Raw genomic sequence first — 19,789 nt, forward strand, 5'->3', positions numbered from 1 at the left:
ATACAAGAGTGTTTTCATGTATAGCTGCCGCCGAAAGTGGCACTCCCTTCTTTAGGTTTAGGACAGACGCAGCAGGTATGCCCGTCATGCACCAGACTAAAGATGAAGTTTCTTCCATTGCCATGCGAGGACGATGCCATGCATATCCTGCTGACCGGCGGTACCGGTCTGATCGGTCGAGCACTGTGCGCACACTGGGCTGCACAGGGTCACCAACTGACCGTCTGGAGTCGTGAACCTGGCAAGGTTGCACGTCTTTGTGGTGCAGGCGTCAAGGCTATTGCCCGGCTCGAAGAGCTGGGTGAAGAACCGTTGGATGCAGTGATCAATCTGGCCGGTGCGCCCATCGCCGACCGGCCCTGGAGCAGCAAGCGCAAGGCGCTGCTGTGGTCCAGCCGTGTTGGTCTGACCGAGCAGTTGCTGAGCTGGCTGCAGGGCCGCACGCAGCGCCCGGCCGTATTGCTGTCAGGCTCGGCGGTGGGTTGGTACGGCAATGGCGGTGAGCGTGAGCTGAGTGAGGCTGCGCAGCCAGTGACCGAGGATTTCGCGGCGCAGCTGTGCGGCTCCTGGGAAGAAACCGCGCGGCGTGCCGAAGAACTGGGTATGCGCGTGGTGCTGATTCGTACAGGGCTGGTGTTGAGCCCCGATGGCGGCATGCTCAAACGCCTGCTGCTGCCGTTCAAGCTTGGTCTGGGCGGGCGCATCGGCGATGGGCGGCAATGGATGCCATGGATTCATATCGCCGATCAAATCGGTCTGATCGATTTTCTCTTGCAGCAAGATGACGCGCGCGGTCCTTATAATGCCTGCGCGCCAATCCCGGTGCGCAACGCCGAGTTCAGCAAGGCACTGGGGCAGGCGCTGAGCCGTCCGGCCCTGTTGCCGGCACCGGCCTTCATTTTGCGCGCGGGGCTCGGGGAAATGTCCGAGTTGCTTCTGGGCGGTCAGCGCGCCATGCCGACCCGCCTGCTGGAGGCGGGTTTCAGTTTTCGTTTCACCCATCTGGACGTGGCACTAGCCGATCTATTGGGCCATCACTGACCGCAGGCAGTTGCAAAACTACCTGCGTTGCCATTGCAGCGTTAAAAACAGGCTCGGAATGCTCATTTACAAGACGTAAACTCCGCTTCCTCGCCTGTCTTGATTCACTGGCGCTCGCCCTTCGGGCCAGCCTTCGGCTGTTACTCCCGATGGTCGTTGCGCTTGCACTGGTTGCCTCGCTAACGTATTTCAAAAGCTTGCTGGGATTTCGCATGACCGATCACGCATTGTTGCTGGTAAACCTGGGTTCGCCCGCGTCCACCGAAGTCGCTGATGTTCGCCGTTACCTCAATCAGTTCCTGATGGATCCCTACGTGGTCGATCTGCCCTGGCCGCTGCGTCGGCTATTGGTGTCGCTGATTCTGATCAAGCGTCCGGCCGCGTCGGCACATGCCTATGCCTCGATCTGGTGGGAGGAAGGCTCGCCGCTGGTGGTCATCAGCCGTCGCTTGCAGGAGGCGATGAAGGCCCACTGGCAGCATGGCCCGGTGGAGCTGGCCATGCGCTACGGCGAGCCGTCCATCGAGTCGACCCTGCAGCGCCTGGCTGCGCAGGGCATTCGTCAGGTGACCCTGGCGCCGTTGTATCCGCAGTTCGCCGACAGCACCACCACCACGGTGATCGAAGAGGTCAAGCGGGTGGTACGCGAGCAGGGGCTGGACATGCGCCTGTCGACGCTGCCGCCGTTCTACGACCAGCCGGAGTACCTCGACGCCCTGGTGGCCAGTGCCAGGCCTTATCTCGAGCATGATTTCGATCATCTGCTGCTGAGCTTCCATGGTCTGCCGGAGCGCCACCTGCGCAAGCTGGACGCCACCGGGCACTGCCTGAAAGGGCCGGATTGCTGTCGTACGGCGTCGCCCCAGGTACTGGCCAAGTGTTACCGCGCGCAGTGCATGCGCAGTGCCGAGCTGTTCGCCCAGCGCATGGGCCTGCGCCCGGAGCAGTGGTCGGTGAGCTTTCAGTCGCGTCTGGGGCGTGACAAGTGGATCGAGCCCTACACCGAAACCCGTCTCGATGAGTTGGCCGCACAGGGCGTGAAGAAGCTGCTGGTCATGTGCCCGGCCTTCGTTGCCGACTGCATCGAGACCCTCGAGGAAATCGGCGACCGTGGCCGTGAGCAGTTCGTCGAGGCAGGTGGCGAGAGCCTGCAACTGGTGCCGTGCCTGAACGACCATCCCGACTGGGCGGCGGCCTTGAAGGGGCTCTGCGAGCGCGCACCGCTGATGCTCTGAGCGCCTGTTCAGGTAAACAGGCGCTGCGGCTAATAGCGGCCAGGCATTGACCGGTAGGAGCCGGCTTGCCGGCGATCCGCTCAACAAGCATCGCCGGCAAGCCGGCTCCAGACTCGCAATACCCGCTGAGCGCCGATTGCATATTGCTAGTAAACCATTCGCCCCGGCGGGTATGAAGCATTCGCCGGCCTGATAACGTCTTTGGGTGATACTCACCAGCGTTTATATCGTCCTAAGCTTGTCGCTCAATTCAACCGCCACGCATCGCGTTCTGCGGTGCCGAGGAGAGCGACCGTGCATAACAACAATAACGGCTATCCCTCCAGTGCCAGAGCCTGGGTCACCGTCGTCATCCTGATGGTGGCGTATGTTCTGTCCTTCGTTGACCGGCAGATTCTCAACCTGCTGGTCGAGCCTATCCGTCGTGATCTGGCGATCAACGATACGCAGATGAGCCTGCTGATGGGGCTGTCGTTCGCCTTGTTTTATACCGTGTGCGGTATTCCCCTCGGGCGTGTGGCCGATACCCGCAGCCGCCGTGGGCTGATCGCCGTGGGCATCCTGTTCTGGAGTGCCGCCACCGCCGCTTGCGGCATGGCCAAGATGTACTGGCAGTTCCTGCTGTGCCGCATTGGTGTGGGCGTGGGCGAGGCCGCGTTGTCGCCTGCGGCCTATTCGCTGATTGCCGACAGTTTCCCTGCCGAGCGTCGCGCTACGGCCATCAGTGTCTATTCCATGGGTGTTTATCTGGGCTCGGGCCTGGCCTTTCTGGTTGGTGGCCTGGTCATTCAGTTCGCCTCGGCGCAGGGCGACGTGACCCTGCCGCTGTTGGGTGAGGTGCGCCCCTGGCAGTTGATCTTCCTGATTCTCGGCGTAGCGGGCGTATTCTTCACCCTGCTGATGCTGGCCATCAAGGAGCCGGTTCGACGCGGTGCCGGTGCTGGCGTGGCGGTGCCGCTCAGCGAAGTGGGGCGCTACATTCGCGCCAATCGCCGTACCGTGTTGCTGCATAATTTCGGTTTTGCCGGGTTGGCGTTTGCCGGTTACGGCAGTTCAGCCTGGGTGCCGACTTTCTACATTCGTACCTATGGCTGGGACGCCAGTCAGGTCGGCATGGTCTATGGCAGCATCGTTGCGGTATTCGGTTGCCTGGGTATCGTCTTCGGTGGGCGTCTGGCGGACTGGATGGCCAAGCGCGGGCGCAGCGACGCCAACATGCGTGTCGGTCTTTTTTCAGCCCTGGGGGCCCTGCCGATGGTGGTGCTGTTCCCGCTGATGGATACGGCCTTCTGGGCCAGCGTGCTGATGGCGCCGACAGTATTCTTCCTGAGCATGCCGTTTGGCGTGGCGCCTGCGGCGATCCAGGAGATCATGCCCAACTCGATGCGCGGGCAGGCGTCGGCGATCTATCTGTTCGTCATCACGCTGATCGGCCTGGGCATTGGGCCGACTGCGGTGGCGCTGGTCACTGACTTCGTCTTCGCCGATGACGCTGCCCTGCGTTATTCGCTGCTGATCGTCACCACCCTGGCGGTGCTGATGTCGATCATTCTGCTGGCCAAGAGCCTCAAACCCTACCGTGAGAGCGTGACGCGGCTGCAGCAATGGGCGGCCAATCCGGCCTGATCCGGCGCATTTTTCTGCCGTGCCGAGGATTGATCGGCACGGTTTATGCGCCAGACCACAGGCAGCATGGAATTTTTGCGCTTTACTGAGGTTCTGAATGTTGCGCGCGCCATTGGGGTGCGTGCCAGCCAGGGAACCTCAGCATGGGAGCGAGGCCAGCGTCTGCTGCATGGGGCAGCTCAACCAACATTTCGTCGCTTCGGCTGCGCATCACGCTGCCGGGGCTGATCGTACTGTGGCTGGTGAGCGGCTGCAGCGGTCGCCTGGATAACGACTCGATCGTGCATACCCGCAGCCCGCTCAAGCCCGCCGAAGTGCTGCAGACCGATGTCGATCGTATGGCAACCCTGGCCATGCGCAACAACCTCAACAGCCTGTACCGGCTGATGAACAAGTTGTACCAGCGCAACCCGCGCGAATGGCGCAAGAACGCCCTGCCTGATGCGGCCGCTGCCGAGCGCGCCATCCACTATGCCATCGAGCACAATCAGGATTGGCCAAGTCTGGGCGGTCGGCGCGATGTCGCCGCTTTGGATTACGCGCTGAGTCCGGCTTTCCAGGGCGACCGTGTGGCGGCCTTTACCTATGCCGTCGGCAGCATGCTGGTCACCGCGCATGGTGGGCGTACCGAGTTCTACCTGACCGACAGCTTCAATGCACAGTTCATCCATAACGCCGCACGCAACCTGGAAAAGGCCAGCTGGATGCTCTCGCAGCGGCGCGACGCCACAGGCAGGCCGCTGTTGTTGTCCAACGAGTTTTCCGAGCAGGGTAATAACATCAGTTACGCGGTGGAGTTCGGCAAGATGGTGGCGCGCCTCGATCTGCTCACCCATGTGCTCGAAGAGCGCTACCGGCGCATGGGGGCCAACTACGCACAAAGCCTGTTTTTGCTGAATTTCCTGCCGGTGCAGTAACGCATCGGCATCACTGCCAGCGGCGCTGAATCTCATCCAGTTTGCCGGTGTTGCGCAGACGTACCAGCGCTTCGGAAAACAGCCGGGCGCGTTCAGTGTCACCTTTGGCGAAGGTGACGAAACGCGGCATCTGAATCAGCGGGCGTGGCAGTGCACGCACCTGCTCCTGGGCACGCTGTTCGCGGATGAAGTAGAGCAGTTGGGCCTGATCGCCGACGATGATGTCGATGCGCCCGGCCAGCAGCATGGAAACCAGCTGCCGTGGATTCTGTGCGCTGGTATCGCGGGCCAGGTCGGCGCGGTCGAAGTTTTCTTCATAGGCATAGCCGCGTACCTGGCCGATCACGTAGGGCGACAGGTCATCGAGCGTTTGCCAGTCGCTGATCGCCGTCTTGGCGGTGGTCATGAATACCGTGGCGCCACTGCGCAGTGGGCCGACCAGTTCGTATTGTGCCTGGCGCTGCGGTGTGCCGGCGAACTGGAAGGCCATCTGCACCTCGCCGCGATCAAGCATGCGCTTGACCCGCTCCCAGGGATACAGGCGGATTTCGTAGGGCACCTGTGCTTCGCGCAACACCGCATCGACCAACTCGACATCGAGCCCGCGCGGGGTATCGTCCTCGGCAGTCACGAAGCTGTACGGGGCGAACTGTTCGTCGCCCACGACACGCCAGGGCTGTGCGGCCAGCGATGTGCTCAGAAGCAGTAGGGCGAGCAACGGATAGCGCATGGCGGCGTTCCTCATGACGGGCCTTCCCTGAGGCTAGCCAAGTTTCATGAGGAATGCGCGCAATGTGCTGTCGGATCACACCTTGCGCACGAACTCCGACTTGAGCTTCATCGCGCCAATGCCGTCGATCTTGCAGTCGATGTCGTGATCGCCGTCGACCAGGCGGATGTTCTTCACCTTGGTGCCGACCTTGACCACCAGTGACGAGCCCTTGACCTTGAGGTCCTTGATCACGGTGATGGTGTCGCCGTCCTGCAGCAGGTTGCCGACCGAGTCCTTGATCACGCGCGCGTCGTCAGTGCTCTCGGCGCTCTCGCCGGCCTTCCATTCGTGGGCGCATTCGGGGCAGATCAGTTGATCGCCGTCTTCGTAGGTGTATTCGGAGTTGCATTTGGGGCAGGGCGGCAGAGCGGTCAAGGGGCGTCCTCGGGGCTGATGATAAACCGCAGATTATATAGGGTTTTGTGCGTCTGCGCCGCTCTAGGATGGGCAGTGCTTGGAGTGTAGGTGTTCTGAATATTGGACTTTTCATCTGTGCTGGATAAGCCTTGGGTCATCGCTTTGCGCCTGATGAAGGGCGTTTGCCGGGAATTGGTGACGGCGCGGTCAGAAAGATTTACACGGTTTCGTTTGACATATTTTACGCCTCGGGCAGACTGACTGCAGATTCCGTTGCCGAACCGGGTAACGGGTAGCTTCGCTGCAGCCCCGCTCCGGATGGAGCTGACCCGGTTCGAGCCGCCGTCGGAAGGCGGCACTCAGGCTCAGGATGAGTCTCGGTGCACGGGGTTAGCCAAACAGGCCGCCAGTGCTACAGCAGAGTGTTCTGCTGGCCTGCGGTCTGCACAGCAACGACAGGCCCGGCCTGTCCCAAGGTGACGTATGTCCGACAACAAGAATCGCAATACCCCTCGCAAGCCTGTCGTGTTGATGTCCATGGGCGCTCAAGAGCGCAAGGGCCACGACTATCAAGTCATGACGCACAAATACATCCAGCCTCTGGTCGAGTTCTCCGCTTGCGTACCGGTGCTGGTGCCTACCTGCTGCGGCGTCGGTGATCTCGAACAGTACCTGGACATGGCCGATGGCGTGTACCTGACTGGTGCCGGCAGCAATATCGACCCGGCGCTGTACGGCCAGGAAAACGAAACGCCGAACAAGGGCCAGGACCGCGACCGTGACCTGTTCGACCTGCCGTTGATCAAGGCGGCTATTGCCCGTGGCCTGCCGATTTTCGGCATCTGCCGTGGCATGCAGGAAATCAACGTGGCGCTGGGCGGCGACATTTATCAGAAGGTCTACGCCGAGCCGGGTTTCAACGATCATCGCGAGAATCCCGAAGATCCGGTCGAGGTGCAGTACGCCGCCAGTCACAGCGTACGCCCTGTGCCCGGTAGCTGGTTCGCCGAGTTGCTGGGCAAGGACGAGATTCAGGTCAACTCCCTGCATGGCCAGGCCATCCGTAACTTGGGCAAGGGTCTGGAAGTGCTGGCTACCGCCGAGGATGGCCTGATCGAGGCGGTGCATGCGCCGAGCCGGTCGCCCTTCCTGTTTGCGGTGCAGTGGCACCCGGAATGGCAGGCCGCCCTGAACCCGGATTCGGTGAAGATCTTTCAGGCCTTCGGTGACGCCTGTCACCGCCGCATGGCCACGCGTAACAGCCGTCAGGCTGCCTGAGCCAGGTGCAGCCGCTGGCCCTTATCAGTAGGGGCTTGGCGGCTGCGGCCAGTTGAGGGTGCCGTTGTCGCTGAAGCGTCGGGTGCCGAACAGGCCGTCGGCGAGTTTGCCGCTCAGCCTGTAGGGCACTTCCTGGCCGGGTTGATAGCCGGCCACCCCCCAGGCCTGGCGCATCACTGAAAATGCCGAGATGCTCAGCGGTACGCTCACTACCGTCTCGCCGAAACGCGGCACGCTGCCGCTCTGGTCGCTGACGCCACTGGCCAGTGGCTGGCCATTCACATCCAGCTCCAGCGCCATGCCGTTGAAGCTCACTGCGCTGTCGTTGGGGTTCTGTACCCGCAGCTTGACCGCGAAACGTACCTCCAGACCCTGGCCGGGCAGGGGCTCCAGGCCGACCAGATCGACCCGTAGCGGATCATGGTTGCCCAGGCTGGCGCAGGCGCTGAGGCCTGCCAGCAACAGGCAGATGAGGCAGAGGCGAAGCAGGCGATGCATGGCGGTCTTCCTGAAACTCGATGGGCTCAGCATAGAAGACCGCTGCCCGCATGATTAGCTCCCGGCTCGTTGTTTGGCACTCAGCACCAGCGCGATGCCGCCGAGCACGGCAGCGGCACTGAGCATCAGGCGCAGGCTCAGCGCTTCGTTCAGCAGCAGGCTGCCGCCGAGCGCAGCGAGAATCGGCACGCTCAGCTGTACCGTGGCGGCCTGGCTGGCGCGCAAACCTGGCAGTGCGCTGTACCAGATGGCGTAACCGACGCCGGAGGTCAGTGCGCCCGACAGCAGGGCGTAGAGCAGACCGGGGCCGTCCCAGTCCAGCTGTGGCAGCAGCGCCAATGCCAGCACTATGGCCAGGGGCGCCGCACGCAGGAAGTTGCCGGCGGTCACCGCCAACGGATCACCCAGGCCGCGCCCGAGCAGTGAATACGTGCCCCAGGCCACGCCGGCCAACAGCATCAGCAACGCCGCCAGCAGCGGCGGCGCGCTGGCGCCCGGTAGCAAGAGTGCCAGCAGCCCAGCCGTGGCCAGTGCCGTGCCGAGGCTGGCAGCCGTGCCCAGGCGTTCGCCCCGCAGCAGGCCCCACAGCAGCATGCTCAACTGCACTGCGCCAAACAGCAGAAGGGCGCCAATGCCGGTATCCAGTTGCAGGTAGGCGAAGGAAAACGCCGCTGCATAGGTGAACAGCGCCAGGGCGCCAGGCCAGTTGCCGGCCATGGGCTGCGTGCCTTGCCGCAGTTTCAGCAGTATCCACAAGGTCGCGGCACCACAGAGCAGGCGGATGGCGGTGAAACTGGCGGCATCGATGTCGGTTTCACGCAGCGCCAGGCGGCACAGCAGCGAGTTGCCGGCGAAGGCCAGCATGGCAAGACAGGTCAGCAGTAGGATACGCGGTGGCATCGTCCATCCTTGGGTGAAGGTCTGGTGATGCCAGGCAGCTAAGCATGCCTGGCGCGTCGGTGGCATTGGCCGAAGGTCGCAAGTGGCTGCGACCTCGGTCCAACGGAGGGCTTAACGGTGTTTAGAAATGCGCCTTGACCAGCAGGCTGGCGGTGTTCTGGTTGGTGGAGCCGACGAAGTTGTCGCTGACGAAGCCGCCGTCCTTGATGCCGTACTTGTTCTTCCAGTAGTCGTACTCGATACCGACGTAAAGCTGCTTCTCGCCCCATTTCATGGCCTTGCCCAGGTCGTACTTGATCTGCGGGTTGAAGTGCAGGTTGGCCTGGTATTCGCCACGGCGGTTCTCGTCGTTGTCCACGACCCAGTCGATGAAACCATCGATGACCACATCGGATTCGCCAACCGGGATGGTGTAGCTCCAGACCGGCGTGATCTGCCAGACGTTCTTGCCAGGACGGCTGCTGGTCGGTTTGCGCAGGTAGGTATTGAGCTGGAAGTAATCGAAGCCGGGGATGTCCAGGTCGACCGCCGGGCCGAGCAGGAGGGCATCGACATCCTTCTCGCCAAATTCGTAGGTGAAGGCCAGCAGCACGTCTTTGACCGGGCCGAAGGACAGATCGTTACCGCTGATCTTGCCGAACGACAGGCGCGGGCTGAATTCGCCGTAGTAGGTGTGGCCGTCGCCGTTGCCGTTCTTGGCATCGGTGTTGTACTTGATCAGGTCGGTGAAGAAGAACAGGTCACCGAAGCTCCAGCCGCTGGCATGTTCGAAGGTGATGGTCTGCTGGATTTCCGGGTCGATCTTGTAGTCCTGGCCATACAGGTAGGTCAGGCTGTTGTTCTGCCACTGCAGCAGATCACTGGCAACGGCTTGCCCGCCTGCCAGGAGACCGGCGGCCAGGATCGAGTAAGAGAATGTGCGGTTCATCGGGGGCTCCTGATGGGCGTCGTGTCGTTATGGTTATGAACCTGTCTGTGCAGTCAGGTTGGTACTGCCAAGGCAAAAACGGCGCCAATTCTCTTCATTGCGCATATTCAATGCAAATCAATCGGATACACGGGGGATTGCCGTCGATCAAGGGCTTTTCGTTGCACTTTTCCTGACCTTCAGGACAAAAAGCCAGAGCTGGGTGCGCCATGGGTGGCTTGGCCGGAAACAGGTGAGCCCTGGCACTCCCCGTGTGCTACCTCGTCGGGGCGGGGCGGTTCGGCTGATGCGCGTTCAGATTTTGCGGGTTGCTGTCCTGGCGAGCAGTTGTGCGCGAGTGGTCTTGAGCAGTTGATCGGCCAGTTGCGGATCCTTGACGCTGCGTGAGCGCAGCAGCGCGCACCCAGGGTTGGGCGCACGTAGCGCGGAACTGGGTCAAAGCACGTGGTCGAGGTTCACCGGCTCGCCTGGTTTGGCGTGCAGCTTGGCGCGGATATCGGCGAATACCTTGTCGTATTCGTCGTGGCCGCGCATTACCGGGCTGGCGTTGGGGGGCAGGCCATGGCGGGCGGCGATGCGGGTGGCGACGCTGGCGAAGTTGAAGGCGACGTCGCGGTGCAGTTCGAAGGTTTCCTCGAAAGGCCTGCCGTCCACCTCGCCGACCAGGCGCATGTGCAGCATCGGCCCCTGCTGCGGGTCCTGGCGGACTTCGTAGTAGAAGTCCACTGAGAAGGGCGGCAGTTGGCGCATATGCTCGGGGCGGTCGTGGTTGTCGCGGTGCAGGTGACCAGGGGTGAACATGCTCGTGCCCTCTCAGCGATGGATGATGCCCTTGGCGTCCAGACTGATGCGCGTGCCGGAACGGCCCTGGACGATGGCTTCGATGTTTTCCAGCGAGCCGATCACTGCACTGTTGCCGGTATTACGCGCGAACTCGCAGGCAGCCTGTACCTTAGGTCCCATGGAACCTGCGGCGAAGCCGAGTTTCTCGATTTCATCGGGATGGGCTTCGGCGATGGATCGCTGCGTGGGTTTGCCCCAGTCGACATAGGCGGCGTCGACATCGGTGGCGATCACCAGCAGGTCGGCGTTGAGCTGTTCGGCCAGCAGTGCCGAGCACAGATCCTTGTCGATTACTGCCTCGACGCCGCGTAGCTGGTTGCCGTCGTACATTGTGGGAATGCCGCCGCCACCGGCGCAGATCACCACGCTGCCTTTTTCCAGCAGCCATTTGATCGGGCGGATCTCGAAGATGCGTTGCGGACGTGGGCTGGCCACTACGCGGCGGAACTTGTCGCCGTCCGGGGCGATAGTCCAGCCTTTCTCGGCGGCCAGGCGTTCGGCTTCTTCCTTGCCGTAGACCGGGCCGATGGGTTTGGTTGGGTTCTTGAACGCCGGGTCGGCGCTATCCACTTCCACCTGGGTGAGCAGGGTGGCGAAGGGCACTTCGAAGGGCAGCAGGTTGCCCAGCTCCTGTTCGATCATGTAACCGATCATGCCTTCTGTCTCGGCGCCGAGCACGTCCAGCGGGTAGGGGTTGGCGGCGTCATAGGCGTTACCCTGCAGGGCCAGCAGGCCGACCTGCGGGCCGTTGCCGTGGGCGATCACCAGCTCGTTATCGGGTGCCACCTTGGCGATCTGCTCGCAGGCGATACGTACGTTCTCACGTTGGTTTTCTGCGGTCATGGCTTCGCCGCGACGAAGCAGGGCGTTGCCGCCCAGGGCGATGACGAGTCGCATGCTGTTCTCCTTGTTCGTGTTCGTAGTCCAGATGCAATCCGGGGTAGTGGAACAGGTCGTTCCCGGATTTCATCCGGGCTACATGGCTGTGTTGCCGGTCAGACCCTCTCCCCCGGCCCCTCTCCCATAAATGGGAGAGGGGAGACAAGCTCATCCCCGGATTGCATCCGGGCTACGTCGACCTAAATATCAGCCAGGGTCGCCACCAGAATCGCCTTGATGGTGTGCATGCGGTTCTCCGCTTGCTCGAAGGCGATGTTCCAGGGCGACTCGAAGACGTCCTCGGTGACTTCGATGCCGTTGGCCAGGTGCGGGTACTTCTCCGCGATCTGCTTGCCAACCTTGGTCTCGCTGTTGTGGAAGGCGGGCAGGCAGTGCATGAATTTCACCCGCGGATTACCGGCGGCCTTCATGATCTCGGCGTTGACCTGATAGGGCAGCAGTTCCTGGATGCGCTCGCCCCAGGCCTCGACCGGCTCACCCATGGAAACCCAGACGTCGGTGTGAACGAAATCCACGCCCTTGACCGCTGCCTTCGGGTCTTCGGTGAGCAGGATGCGTGCGCCGCTTTCTTCGGCGAATTTCTTACAGGCGGCGACGTGCTCGTCGCTCGGCCACAGTGCCTTGGGCGCGGCGATGCGCACGTCCATGCCGAGCTTGGCGCCGATCAGCAGCAGCGAGTTGCCCATGTTGTTGCGCGCATCACCCAGGTAGGCGTAGGCGATGTCGTGCAGCGGCTTGTCGCTGTGCTCGCGCATGGTCAGCACATCGGCGAGCATCTGCGTCGGGTGGTACTCATCGGTCAGGCCGTTGAACACCGGCACGCCGGCATACTTGGCCAGCTCCTCGACGATCTCCTGCTTGAAGCCGCGGTACTCGATGGCGTCATACATGCGCCCGAGTACGCGGGCAGTGTCCTTCATGGTTTCCTTGTGGCCGATCTGCGAGGAGTTGGGGTCGATGTAGGTAACGTTGGCCCCCTGGTCGTAGGCTGCCACTTCGAAGGCGCAGCGGGTGCGGGTCGAAGTCTTCTCGAAGATCAGCGCGATGTTCTTGCGGGTCAGGTGCTGCTGCTCGGTGCCGGTGTACTTGGCGCGTTTGAGGTCGCGTGACAGGTCGAGCAGGTAGCGCAGCTCGCGGGTGCTATGGTGCATCAGGCTGAGCAGGTGGCGGTTGTGCATGTTGAACGCCATGGTTCTTTCTCCGTTGAGAATGCTGTGCGAGGGACGCCCCTCACCCCCGGCCCCTCTCTCGGGGGGAGAGGGGTGGGCTGGGTGATCAGTAATCGATGGGGTCGCGGATGATCGGACAGGTCATGCAGTGGCCGCCGCCACGGCCGCGTCCCAGTTCGCTGGCGCTGATGGTGATGACCTCGACGCCGGCCTTGCGCAGCAGGGTGTTGGTGTAGGTGTTGCGGTCGTAGCCGATGACCACGCCGGGTTCCAGGCAGACCACGTTGTTGCCGTCGTCCCACTGCTCGCGTTCGGCCTCGTAGGCGTCGCCACCGGTTTCCACTACACGCAGTTTTTTCAGGTTGAGGGATTCGGCAACCACATCGACGAAGGGTTTGTCCTCGCGGCGTACGTCGATGCCGCCTGGGCGGCTCTCGTCCGGACGCAGAATGAAGGGCACGATGCTGTTGGCCACTTCCGGGAAGATGGTCACCAGGTCGCGGTCGCAGAAACTGAACACGGTGTCCAGATGCATGGCCGCGCGTGAGCGGCCAAGGCCGGCGACAATGACCTTGTCTGCCGCGCCCTTGGCAAACAGTGCGCGCGCTACCTGGCCGATGGCCTGGTGCGAGCTGCGTTCGCCCATGCCAATCAACACGGTGCCATTGCCGATGGGCATCACGTCACCGCCTTCCAGAGTGGCCGAGCCGTGCTCTTGGTCCGGGTCGCCGTACCAGATCTCGAAGGGCTCATTGGCGAAGTCCGGGTGGAACTTGTAAATGGCGCTGGCGAGCAGGGTTTCCTGGCGGCGCGCCGGCCAGTACATGGGATTCAAGGTGACGCCGCCATAGATCCAGCAGGTGGTGTCCCGGGTGAACTGGGTGTTGGGCAGCGGCGGGAAGATGAAGCTGGCTTCGCCGAGGTAGGCGTTGAACATCTTCGCTGCCTCGGAATCCTTGTGCTTGACCAGATCGGCGCCGGATACGCCACCGATGAGGAACTCGGCGATCTTGCGTGGCTCCAGTCCTTCGATAAAGGAACGCACTTCGTTCTGCAGGCCGAGGCCGACGCTGTTGGGGGTGATCTTGCGGTCGAGAATCCACTTCAGCGCGTTGGGGTCGCTGACGGTCTCTTCCAGCAGGTTGTGCATCTCCACCACTTCGACGCCGCGTTCGCGCATCTTGGTCATGAAGTCGAAGTGGTCGCGCTTGGCCTGCGACACCCAGAGCACATCATCGAACAGCAGTTCGTCGCAGTTGGCGGGGGTCAGGCGCAGGTGGGCGAGGCCTGGCGAACAGACCATCACCTTGTGCAGTTTGCCGGCTTCGGAATGAACGCCGAGGGGCTTCTTGGACATGTCGAACTCCTTCTCTTACAGACTCAGGAAGCCGTCATACAGCCCGTAGGCGGCAATGGCGGCACCGATCAGCACGGCGACGAAAATCAGTTTTTCCAGGCCGGTGAAAATGGGCTGCCCCAGTTCGCGCTTGGCCTTGGCGAAAAGGATTGCGCCAGGGGCATAGAGCAGCGCCGAGAGCAGCAGGTATTGCACGCCGGCGGCATACACCAGCCACAGCGCATACAGGGTGGAGATGCCTGCGATCAGCAGATCCTTGTTGCGCTCGCCGGCGGCGTTCTCGTAGGTCTCGCCGCGCACGGCCAGCAATACCGCGTAGGCGCTCGACCAGAAGTACGGCACCAGGATCATCGAGGTGGCCAGGTACAGCAGGCTGAGGTAGGTGGAGGCGTTGAACAGGGTGATGATCAGAAACAGCTGGATCAGCCCGTTGGACAGCCACAGCGCATTGGCCGGAACGTGGTTGGCGTTCTCCTTGCGCAGGAACGCCGGCATGGTGTGATCGCGCGCACTGGCGAAGAGAATCTCGGCGCACAGCAGCGTCCACGACAGCAGGGCCCCGGCCAGCGAGACGATCAGGCCGATGGAAATCAGCTTGGCGCCCCAGGGGCCGACCACCTGCTCCAGCACGGCAGCCATGGACGGATTTTTCAGCCCGGCCAGTTCGGCCTGGGCCAGAATGCCCTGGCTGAGCACGTTGACCAGCACCAGCAGCAGGAGTACGCCGACGAAGCCAAGTACCGTGGCCTTGCCCACGTCGCTGCGTTTCTCGGCGCGGGCCGAGAAGATGCTTGCACCCTCGATACCGATGAACACCCAGACGGTGACCAGCATCATGTTGCGTACCTGATCCATCACGCTACCTAACTCGCTGTTGCCGTGGCCCCAGAAGTCAGCGGTGTAGACGTCCAGCTTGAAGGCGATGGCGGCGATGACGATGAACAGCGCCAGCGGCAGCATCTTGGCGATGGTGGTCACGGTGTTGATGAAGGCCGCTTCCCTGATGCCGCGCAGCACCAGAACGTGCAGCAGCCAGAGCAGCAGCGAGGCGCCGAGCACAGCAGGCAGGGTGTTGCCTTCACCGAATACCGGGAAGAAGTAACCCAGGGTGGAGAACAGCAGCACCATGTAGCTGACGTTGCCGATCCAGGCACTGATCCAGTAGCCCCAGGCCGAGGAGAAGCCCATGTAGTCGCCGAAACCGGCCTTGGCGTAGGCGTATACGCCGCCGTCGAGTTCGGGTTTGCGGTTGGCCAGGGTCTGGAACACGAAGGCCAGGGTCAGCATGCCCACGCCGGTGATCAGCCAGCCGATCAGTGTGGCACCCGCGCTGGCGCTGGCCGCGATGTTCTGCGGAAGGGAGAAGATACCGCCGCCGACCATGGAGCCGACGACCAGCGCGATCAGCGCGCCAAGGCGGAGTTTTTGCGTCGAATCAGACATCTCAATTACCTCCGTGTCACAAGGGGACATAGGTATTGAGCGCGTTTGGCGAGCAGACCATCCTGACTTGAATCAATGCTCAGGATTCGTCAACGCACATCCGTGTAGTAAGCGTTGTCGAGCACCTGAGGTGGATCAGGACTGCAGCTCTGGCTGGCGTAGTGGAACGTCAGTACGGACACCATAGCCCTGATTTTCCGGGACGCAATGGTGGCTTTTTGCGATGGGGAGGGAACGAACGGGGCGTTTGGCCCCGCTCGAAGCGCCGGCCGGGTAGGCTGGCGCAGACCCGAAGGTCAGGAGGAGAGAACACGGCGCCGGGCGGGTAGCCCCTGCAGGCAGTTGCATCGTGTGGGTGCAGCATGGCGTGGAAAGCTTTCAGCCAGCTTTCCACGCCATTACCGGCTGCGATCAGCCGATGGTCATCAGACTGGCGTTACCACCAGCGGCGGCGGTGTTGACGCTCAGGGCGTGCTCTACCAGCAGACGTTCCAGGGCGATGTCGGTCTCGCCCTTGTTCAGGCCGTGCACACCGACGATGGCGCCCTTGCGCTGCGCCGCCTGCTCGCTGACTGCGCGCAACTGGTCGGAGTCGCCGTGATGCAGGATGGCGTCCAGCTCCACGTCGACGCTGTTCCAGTCGGCCACCAGCTGGATGTGCTTCTGCACCTCCTTCGGCAGTTCGGCATGCAGCGCGCGCTGGCTTTCCAGCCAGATCGCCCGGCTGCCGACGGCCAGGGTGGCGGCCAATTGGGCCAGCAGGTCGCTGCGCTCGTCGGCCAGGTTCAGCACGTGTTCGCGCGGCAGCAGGGTGTAGCTGTTGCGCTCGCCGGTCGGGCCGCTCAGCGTGTGGCTGCTGTAGCTTTGCGACAGGCTGCGGTACTGCTCGAACAGCGCGGCGATGGCCGGCTCCTGCTTGCCTGCCCAGTCGGCAAAGGCGGTGCGCACTTTGTCCAGCTCGGTCGGTGCTGGCAGCGCCTGCACCTCGGCCTGTTGCAGGTACTGGGCGACAGCCTCCTGCGGGCGAGTCGAGAGCAGGCGATAGAGGTACAGCGGGCCACCGGCTTTCGGGCCGGTGCCGGACAGGCCTTCACCACCGAAGGGCTGCACGCCGACCACGGCGCCGACCATGTTGCGGTTGACGTACAGGTTGCCGACCTTGGCCGTGCTCACCACCTGGGCGATGGTCTCGTCGATGCGGGTGTGCACGCCGAGGGTCAGGCCGTAGCCGCTGTCGTTGATCTGCTGCAGCAGCTTGCCCAGATCGGCACGGGCGTAGCGCACCACGTGCAGCACCGGGCCGAAGATCTCGCGCTTCATCTCGTCGAAGCTGTCCAGCTCGATCAGGGTCGGCACGACGAAGGTGCCGCGCTTGATCTCCTCGCCGTTGACGCGCGCCAGTTGGGTTACCTTGCGGCCTTTTTCGCGCAGCTTGGCGATGTGGGTTTCGATGCCGGCCTTGGCCTCGGCGTCGATCACCGGGCCGATGTCGGTGTTCAGGCGCTCCGGGTTGCCGAGGCTGTATTCGGCCATGGCGCCCTTGAGCATGGTCAGCACGCGATCGGCCACGTCGTCCTGCACGCACAGCACGCGCAGGGCCGAGCAGCGCTGGCCGGCGCTGTCGAAGGCGGAGGCGACCACGTCCATCACCACCTGCTCGGTCAGCGCCGAGGAGTCGACGATCATGGCGTTGAGACCACCGGTCTCGGCGATCAGCGGGATGGTGCGGCCCTGCGCATCCAGGCGACCGGCGATGTTGCGCTGGAGGATGCCGGCGACTTCGGTGGAGCCGGTGAACATCACGCCACGCACGCGCTCGTCACCCACCAGGCGCGCACCGACGGTTTCGCCACGACCCGGCAGCAGCTGCACGGCGCCGGCCGGCACGCCGGCTTCGCGCAGGATGCGCACGGCCTGGGCAGCGATCAGCGGGGTCTGTTCGGCCGGTTTGGCCAGCACGGTGTTGCCGGCGGCCAGCGCGGCGCAGACCTGGCCGGTAAAGATCGCCAGGGGGAAGTTCCACGGGCTGATGCACACCACCGGGCCCAGCGGGCGGTGGCTGTCGTTGCCGAAGCTGCGCGCCTGGATCGCGTAATAACGCAGGAAGTCCACCGCCTCGCGCACTTCGGCGATGGCGTTGGCGAAGGTCTTGCCGGACTCGCGCACCAGCAGGCCCATCAGTTGCTGCAGCTCGGCTTCCATTAGGTCGGCGGCGCGTTCCAGTACGGCGGCACGCTCTGCCGGCTGGGTGGACTGCCAGATTGGCCCGCTGGAAATGGCGCAGAGCAGGGCGCTATCGACGTCCTGAATGCTGGCTTCGCGCACATGGCCGACCAGATCACGATGATCGGCCGGGTTGCGCACTGGCTCCGGCTCGCCCGGATTGACGCCATCACAACCGAGCATCGGCTCGGCGACATAGCTGTGGTTGGCGGTCGACAGCAGCGCCGAGGACAGCGAGCCAAGGCGGTGTTCGTTGGCCAGGTCGAGGCCGGCGGAGTTGACCCGCGCCTTGCCGTACAGATCACGCGGCAGCGGGATGCGCGGGTGCGGCAGACCAATCGTGCCTTCCTGCGCGGCCATCTGCTCGACCTGCAGCACCGGGTCGAGCACCAGGTCTTTCAGCGAGATGCTGTGGTCGGCGATGCGGTTGACGAAGCTGGTGTTGGCGCCGTTTTCCAGCAGACGGCGCACCAGGTAGGCCAGCAGGGTTTCGTGGCTGCCCACCGGCGCGTAAATGCGGCACGGGCGGTTCAGCTTGCCGTCGGCGATCTTGCCGACCACCTGCTCGTACAGCGGCTCGCCCATGCCGTGCAGGCACTGGAACTCGTACTGGCCCGGGTAGTAGTTCTGCCCGGCCAACTGGTAGATGGCCGACAGCGAGTGGGCGTTGTGGGTGGCGAACTGCGGGTAGATCGCTTCCGGCGCGGCCAGCAGCTTGCGTGCGCAGGCCAGGTAGGACACGTCGGTGTACGGCTTGCGGGTGTACACCGGATAGCCTTCCAGGCCGCCCACCTGGGCTAGCTTGATCTCGCTGTCCCAGTAGGCGCCCTTGACCAGGCGGATCATCAGGCGATGGCGGCTGCGCTTGGCCAGGTCGATGACGTAGTCGATCACGTACGGGCAGCGCTTCTGGTAGGCCTGGATGACAAAGCCGATGCCGTTCCAGCCGGCGAGGCTCGGTTCGAAGCACAGGCGCTCGAGCAGATCCAGCGATAGCTCCAGGCGGTCGGCTTCCTCGGCGTCGATGTTGAGGCCAATGTCGTACTGCTTGGCCAGTTGGGTCAGGCCCAGCAGGGTCGGGTACAGCTCGTCCATCACGCGCTCGTACTGGGCGCGGCTGTAGCGCGGGTGCAGGGCGGACAGCTTGATCGAGATGCCCGGGCCTTCGTAGATGCCGCGACCATGCGAGGCCTTGCCGATGGCGTGGATGGCCTGCTCGTAGGAGGCCAGGTAGCGCTTGGCGTCTTCCTCGGTCAGCGCGGCTTCACCGAGCATGTCGTAGGAGTAGCGGAAGCCCTTGGCTTCCAGGTTGGATGCGTTGGCCAGAGCTTCGGCGATGGTCTCGCCGGTGACGAACTGCTCGCCCATCAGGCGCATGGCCATGTCCACGCCCTTGCGAATGACCGGCTCGCCGCTCTTGCCGATGATGCGGTTGAGCGCCGAGGTCATGCCGGCTTCGGTGTGGGTCGAGACCAGCTTGCCGGTGATCAGCAGACCCCAGCTCGCCGCGTTGACGAACATCGACGGGCTCTGGCCGAGGTGCTGGCTCCAGTTGCCGTTGGCGATCTTGTCGCGGATCAGCGCGTCACGGGTGGCCTTGTCGGGGATGCGCAGCAGCGCTTCGGCCAGGCACATCAGCGCCACGCCTTCCTGCGACGACAGCGAGAACTCCTGCAGCAGGCCCTGCACCAGGCCCTGACGGCCGCTGGCGTTCTTCTGGTTGCGCAGCTTCTCGGCGATGCCCAGGGCCAGCTTCTGCGAGGCCTCGGCCTGCTCCTTGTTCAGGCGCGCCTGCTCCAGCAGCATCGGCACCACTTCGGTTTCCGGGCGGCGATAGGCGCTGGTGATGGCGGCGCGCAGCACCGATTGCGGGAGGATGCTCTCGGCGAAATCGAGGAACACCTGCAGACCCTGCTCGGTCAGCGACTCCAGCGCTTCTTCACCGGCGGCAGCGGCCAGGCCGGCATGCTCGGCGGGCGTCAGGCCACTCTCGACTTGCTCCAGGTAATTGAAAATCGCCTGCTTGATCATCCAGTGCGGCGTGCGGTCGATCTGCGCAGCGGCCTTTTTCAGGCGTTCGCGGGTGGCATCGTCGAGTTTTACGCCAAGAGTGGTAGTAGCCATGGAGGGTGTCCTACTTGTTGGTTATGCACGCCAGGAACAGAGCGGAGCGGTTCTTGGGCTTGCCTGCTACGGCTCGAAGGGTGCCGCCATGATGTGGCGTGCAACCCAAAGTTGCAGGAGAGTAAACCTGAGAATATCTCCGGTGCAACTAGGTGCAACCAATAATTTCCATGGCCCG

Annotated in this window: 16 protein-coding genes; 5 read left to right on the top strand and 11 right to left on the bottom strand. The window is 63.2% G+C overall.

The genetic code is table 11. From position 1 onward, the window contains the following. Window positions 1-138: 138 nt before the first annotated feature. The 4 genes from J7655_RS04925 to J7655_RS04940 all read left to right on the top strand — a co-directional run bounded on the left by J7655_RS04925 (window position 139) and on the right by J7655_RS04940 (window position 4,819). A complete protein-coding gene (locus J7655_RS04925; protein ID WP_230926819.1) occupies window positions 139-1,041 on the top strand; it encodes a TIGR01777 family oxidoreductase in 903 nt (300 codons plus the stop codon). A 212-nt stretch (window positions 1,042-1,253) separates the two neighbouring features. Continuing rightward, window positions 1,254-2,276: a ferrochelatase gene (gene hemH, locus J7655_RS04930; protein WP_230926820.1), complete on the top strand. Its 1,023-nt coding sequence runs from the start codon at window positions 1,254-1,256 to the stop codon at window positions 2,274-2,276. A gap of 294 nt (window positions 2,277-2,570) precedes the next feature. Beyond that, window positions 2,571-3,902 carry a spinster family MFS transporter gene (locus J7655_RS04935; protein ID WP_230926821.1) on the top strand — a complete coding sequence of 444 codons (1,332 nt, stop codon included), beginning with the start codon at window positions 2,571-2,573 and terminating at the stop codon, window positions 3,900-3,902. A 143-nt stretch (window positions 3,903-4,045) separates the two neighbouring features. Continuing rightward, window positions 4,046-4,819: a hypothetical protein gene (locus J7655_RS04940; protein WP_230926822.1), complete on the top strand. Its 774-nt coding sequence runs from the start codon at window positions 4,046-4,048 to the stop codon at window positions 4,817-4,819. A 10-nt stretch (window positions 4,820-4,829) separates the two neighbouring features. Here the strand turns inward: J7655_RS04940 and J7655_RS04945 are convergent, their stop codons facing one another. Both J7655_RS04945 and J7655_RS04950 read right to left on the bottom strand, forming a co-directional pair. Beyond that, window positions 4,830-5,549 (bottom strand): substrate-binding periplasmic protein, encoded by a 720-nt coding sequence (locus tag J7655_RS04945; protein ID WP_230926823.1) that lies wholly within the window; start codon window positions 5,547-5,549, stop codon window positions 4,830-4,832. Between the two features lie 75 nt (window positions 5,550-5,624). After that, window positions 5,625-5,966 (bottom strand): zinc ribbon domain-containing protein YjdM, encoded by a 342-nt coding sequence (locus J7655_RS04950; RefSeq protein WP_147811614.1) that lies wholly within the window; start codon window positions 5,964-5,966, stop codon window positions 5,625-5,627. Between the two features lie 465 nt (window positions 5,967-6,431). Here J7655_RS04950 and J7655_RS04955 point away from each other — a divergent pair, with 465 nt between their 5' ends. After that, window positions 6,432-7,226, top strand: coding sequence for a gamma-glutamyl-gamma-aminobutyrate hydrolase family protein (locus J7655_RS04955; protein ID WP_230926824.1), 795 nt, complete (start codon window positions 6,432-6,434; stop codon window positions 7,224-7,226). Between the two features lie 24 nt (window positions 7,227-7,250). Here the strand turns inward: J7655_RS04955 and J7655_RS04960 are convergent, their stop codons facing one another. From J7655_RS04960 to putA, 9 genes are all read right to left on the bottom strand, one after another. After that, complete coding sequence (locus J7655_RS04960) at window positions 7,251-7,724, bottom strand: LEA/WHy family protein (RefSeq protein ID WP_230926825.1); 474 nt, start codon at window positions 7,722-7,724, stop codon at window positions 7,251-7,253. Window positions 7,725-7,778: 54 nt separating this feature from the next. Then, window positions 7,779-8,624, bottom strand: coding sequence for an EamA family transporter (locus J7655_RS04965; RefSeq protein ID WP_230926826.1), 846 nt, complete (start codon window positions 8,622-8,624; stop codon window positions 7,779-7,781). 121 nt (window positions 8,625-8,745) lie between these two features. Continuing rightward, on the bottom strand, window positions 8,746-9,552 hold the full coding sequence (locus J7655_RS04970; RefSeq protein WP_230926827.1) for an outer membrane protein OmpK: 807 nt from the start codon (window positions 9,550-9,552) through the stop codon (window positions 8,746-8,748). A gap of 435 nt (window positions 9,553-9,987) precedes the next feature. Beyond that, on the bottom strand, window positions 9,988-10,353 hold the full coding sequence (locus J7655_RS04975) for a DUF5064 family protein (protein ID WP_230926828.1): 366 nt from the start codon (window positions 10,351-10,353) through the stop codon (window positions 9,988-9,990). A gap of 12 nt (window positions 10,354-10,365) precedes the next feature. After that, complete coding sequence (arcC, locus tag J7655_RS04980) at window positions 10,366-11,292, bottom strand: carbamate kinase (RefSeq protein ID WP_230926829.1); 927 nt, start codon at window positions 11,290-11,292, stop codon at window positions 10,366-10,368. 182 nt (window positions 11,293-11,474) lie between these two features. Next, window positions 11,475-12,485: an ornithine carbamoyltransferase gene (locus J7655_RS04985; RefSeq protein ID WP_230926830.1), complete on the bottom strand. Its 1,011-nt coding sequence runs from the start codon at window positions 12,483-12,485 to the stop codon at window positions 11,475-11,477. A gap of 85 nt (window positions 12,486-12,570) precedes the next feature. Beyond that, window positions 12,571-13,821 (bottom strand): arginine deiminase, encoded by a 1,251-nt coding sequence (gene arcA / locus J7655_RS04990; RefSeq protein ID WP_230926831.1) that lies wholly within the window; start codon window positions 13,819-13,821, stop codon window positions 12,571-12,573. A gap of 15 nt (window positions 13,822-13,836) precedes the next feature. Continuing rightward, a complete protein-coding gene (gene arcD / locus J7655_RS04995; protein WP_230926832.1) occupies window positions 13,837-15,264 on the bottom strand; it encodes an arginine-ornithine antiporter in 1,428 nt (475 codons plus the stop codon). Between the two features lie 411 nt (window positions 15,265-15,675). Then, complete coding sequence (gene putA, locus J7655_RS05000; protein WP_230926833.1) at window positions 15,676-19,611, bottom strand: trifunctional transcriptional regulator/proline dehydrogenase/L-glutamate gamma-semialdehyde dehydrogenase; 3,936 nt, start codon at window positions 19,609-19,611, stop codon at window positions 15,676-15,678. Window positions 19,612-19,789 lie beyond the last annotated feature (178 nt).

The organism is Pseudomonas wenzhouensis, assembly GCF_021029445.1.
Lineage (GTDB): Bacteria > Pseudomonadota > Gammaproteobacteria > Pseudomonadales > Pseudomonadaceae > Aquipseudomonas > Aquipseudomonas wenzhouensis.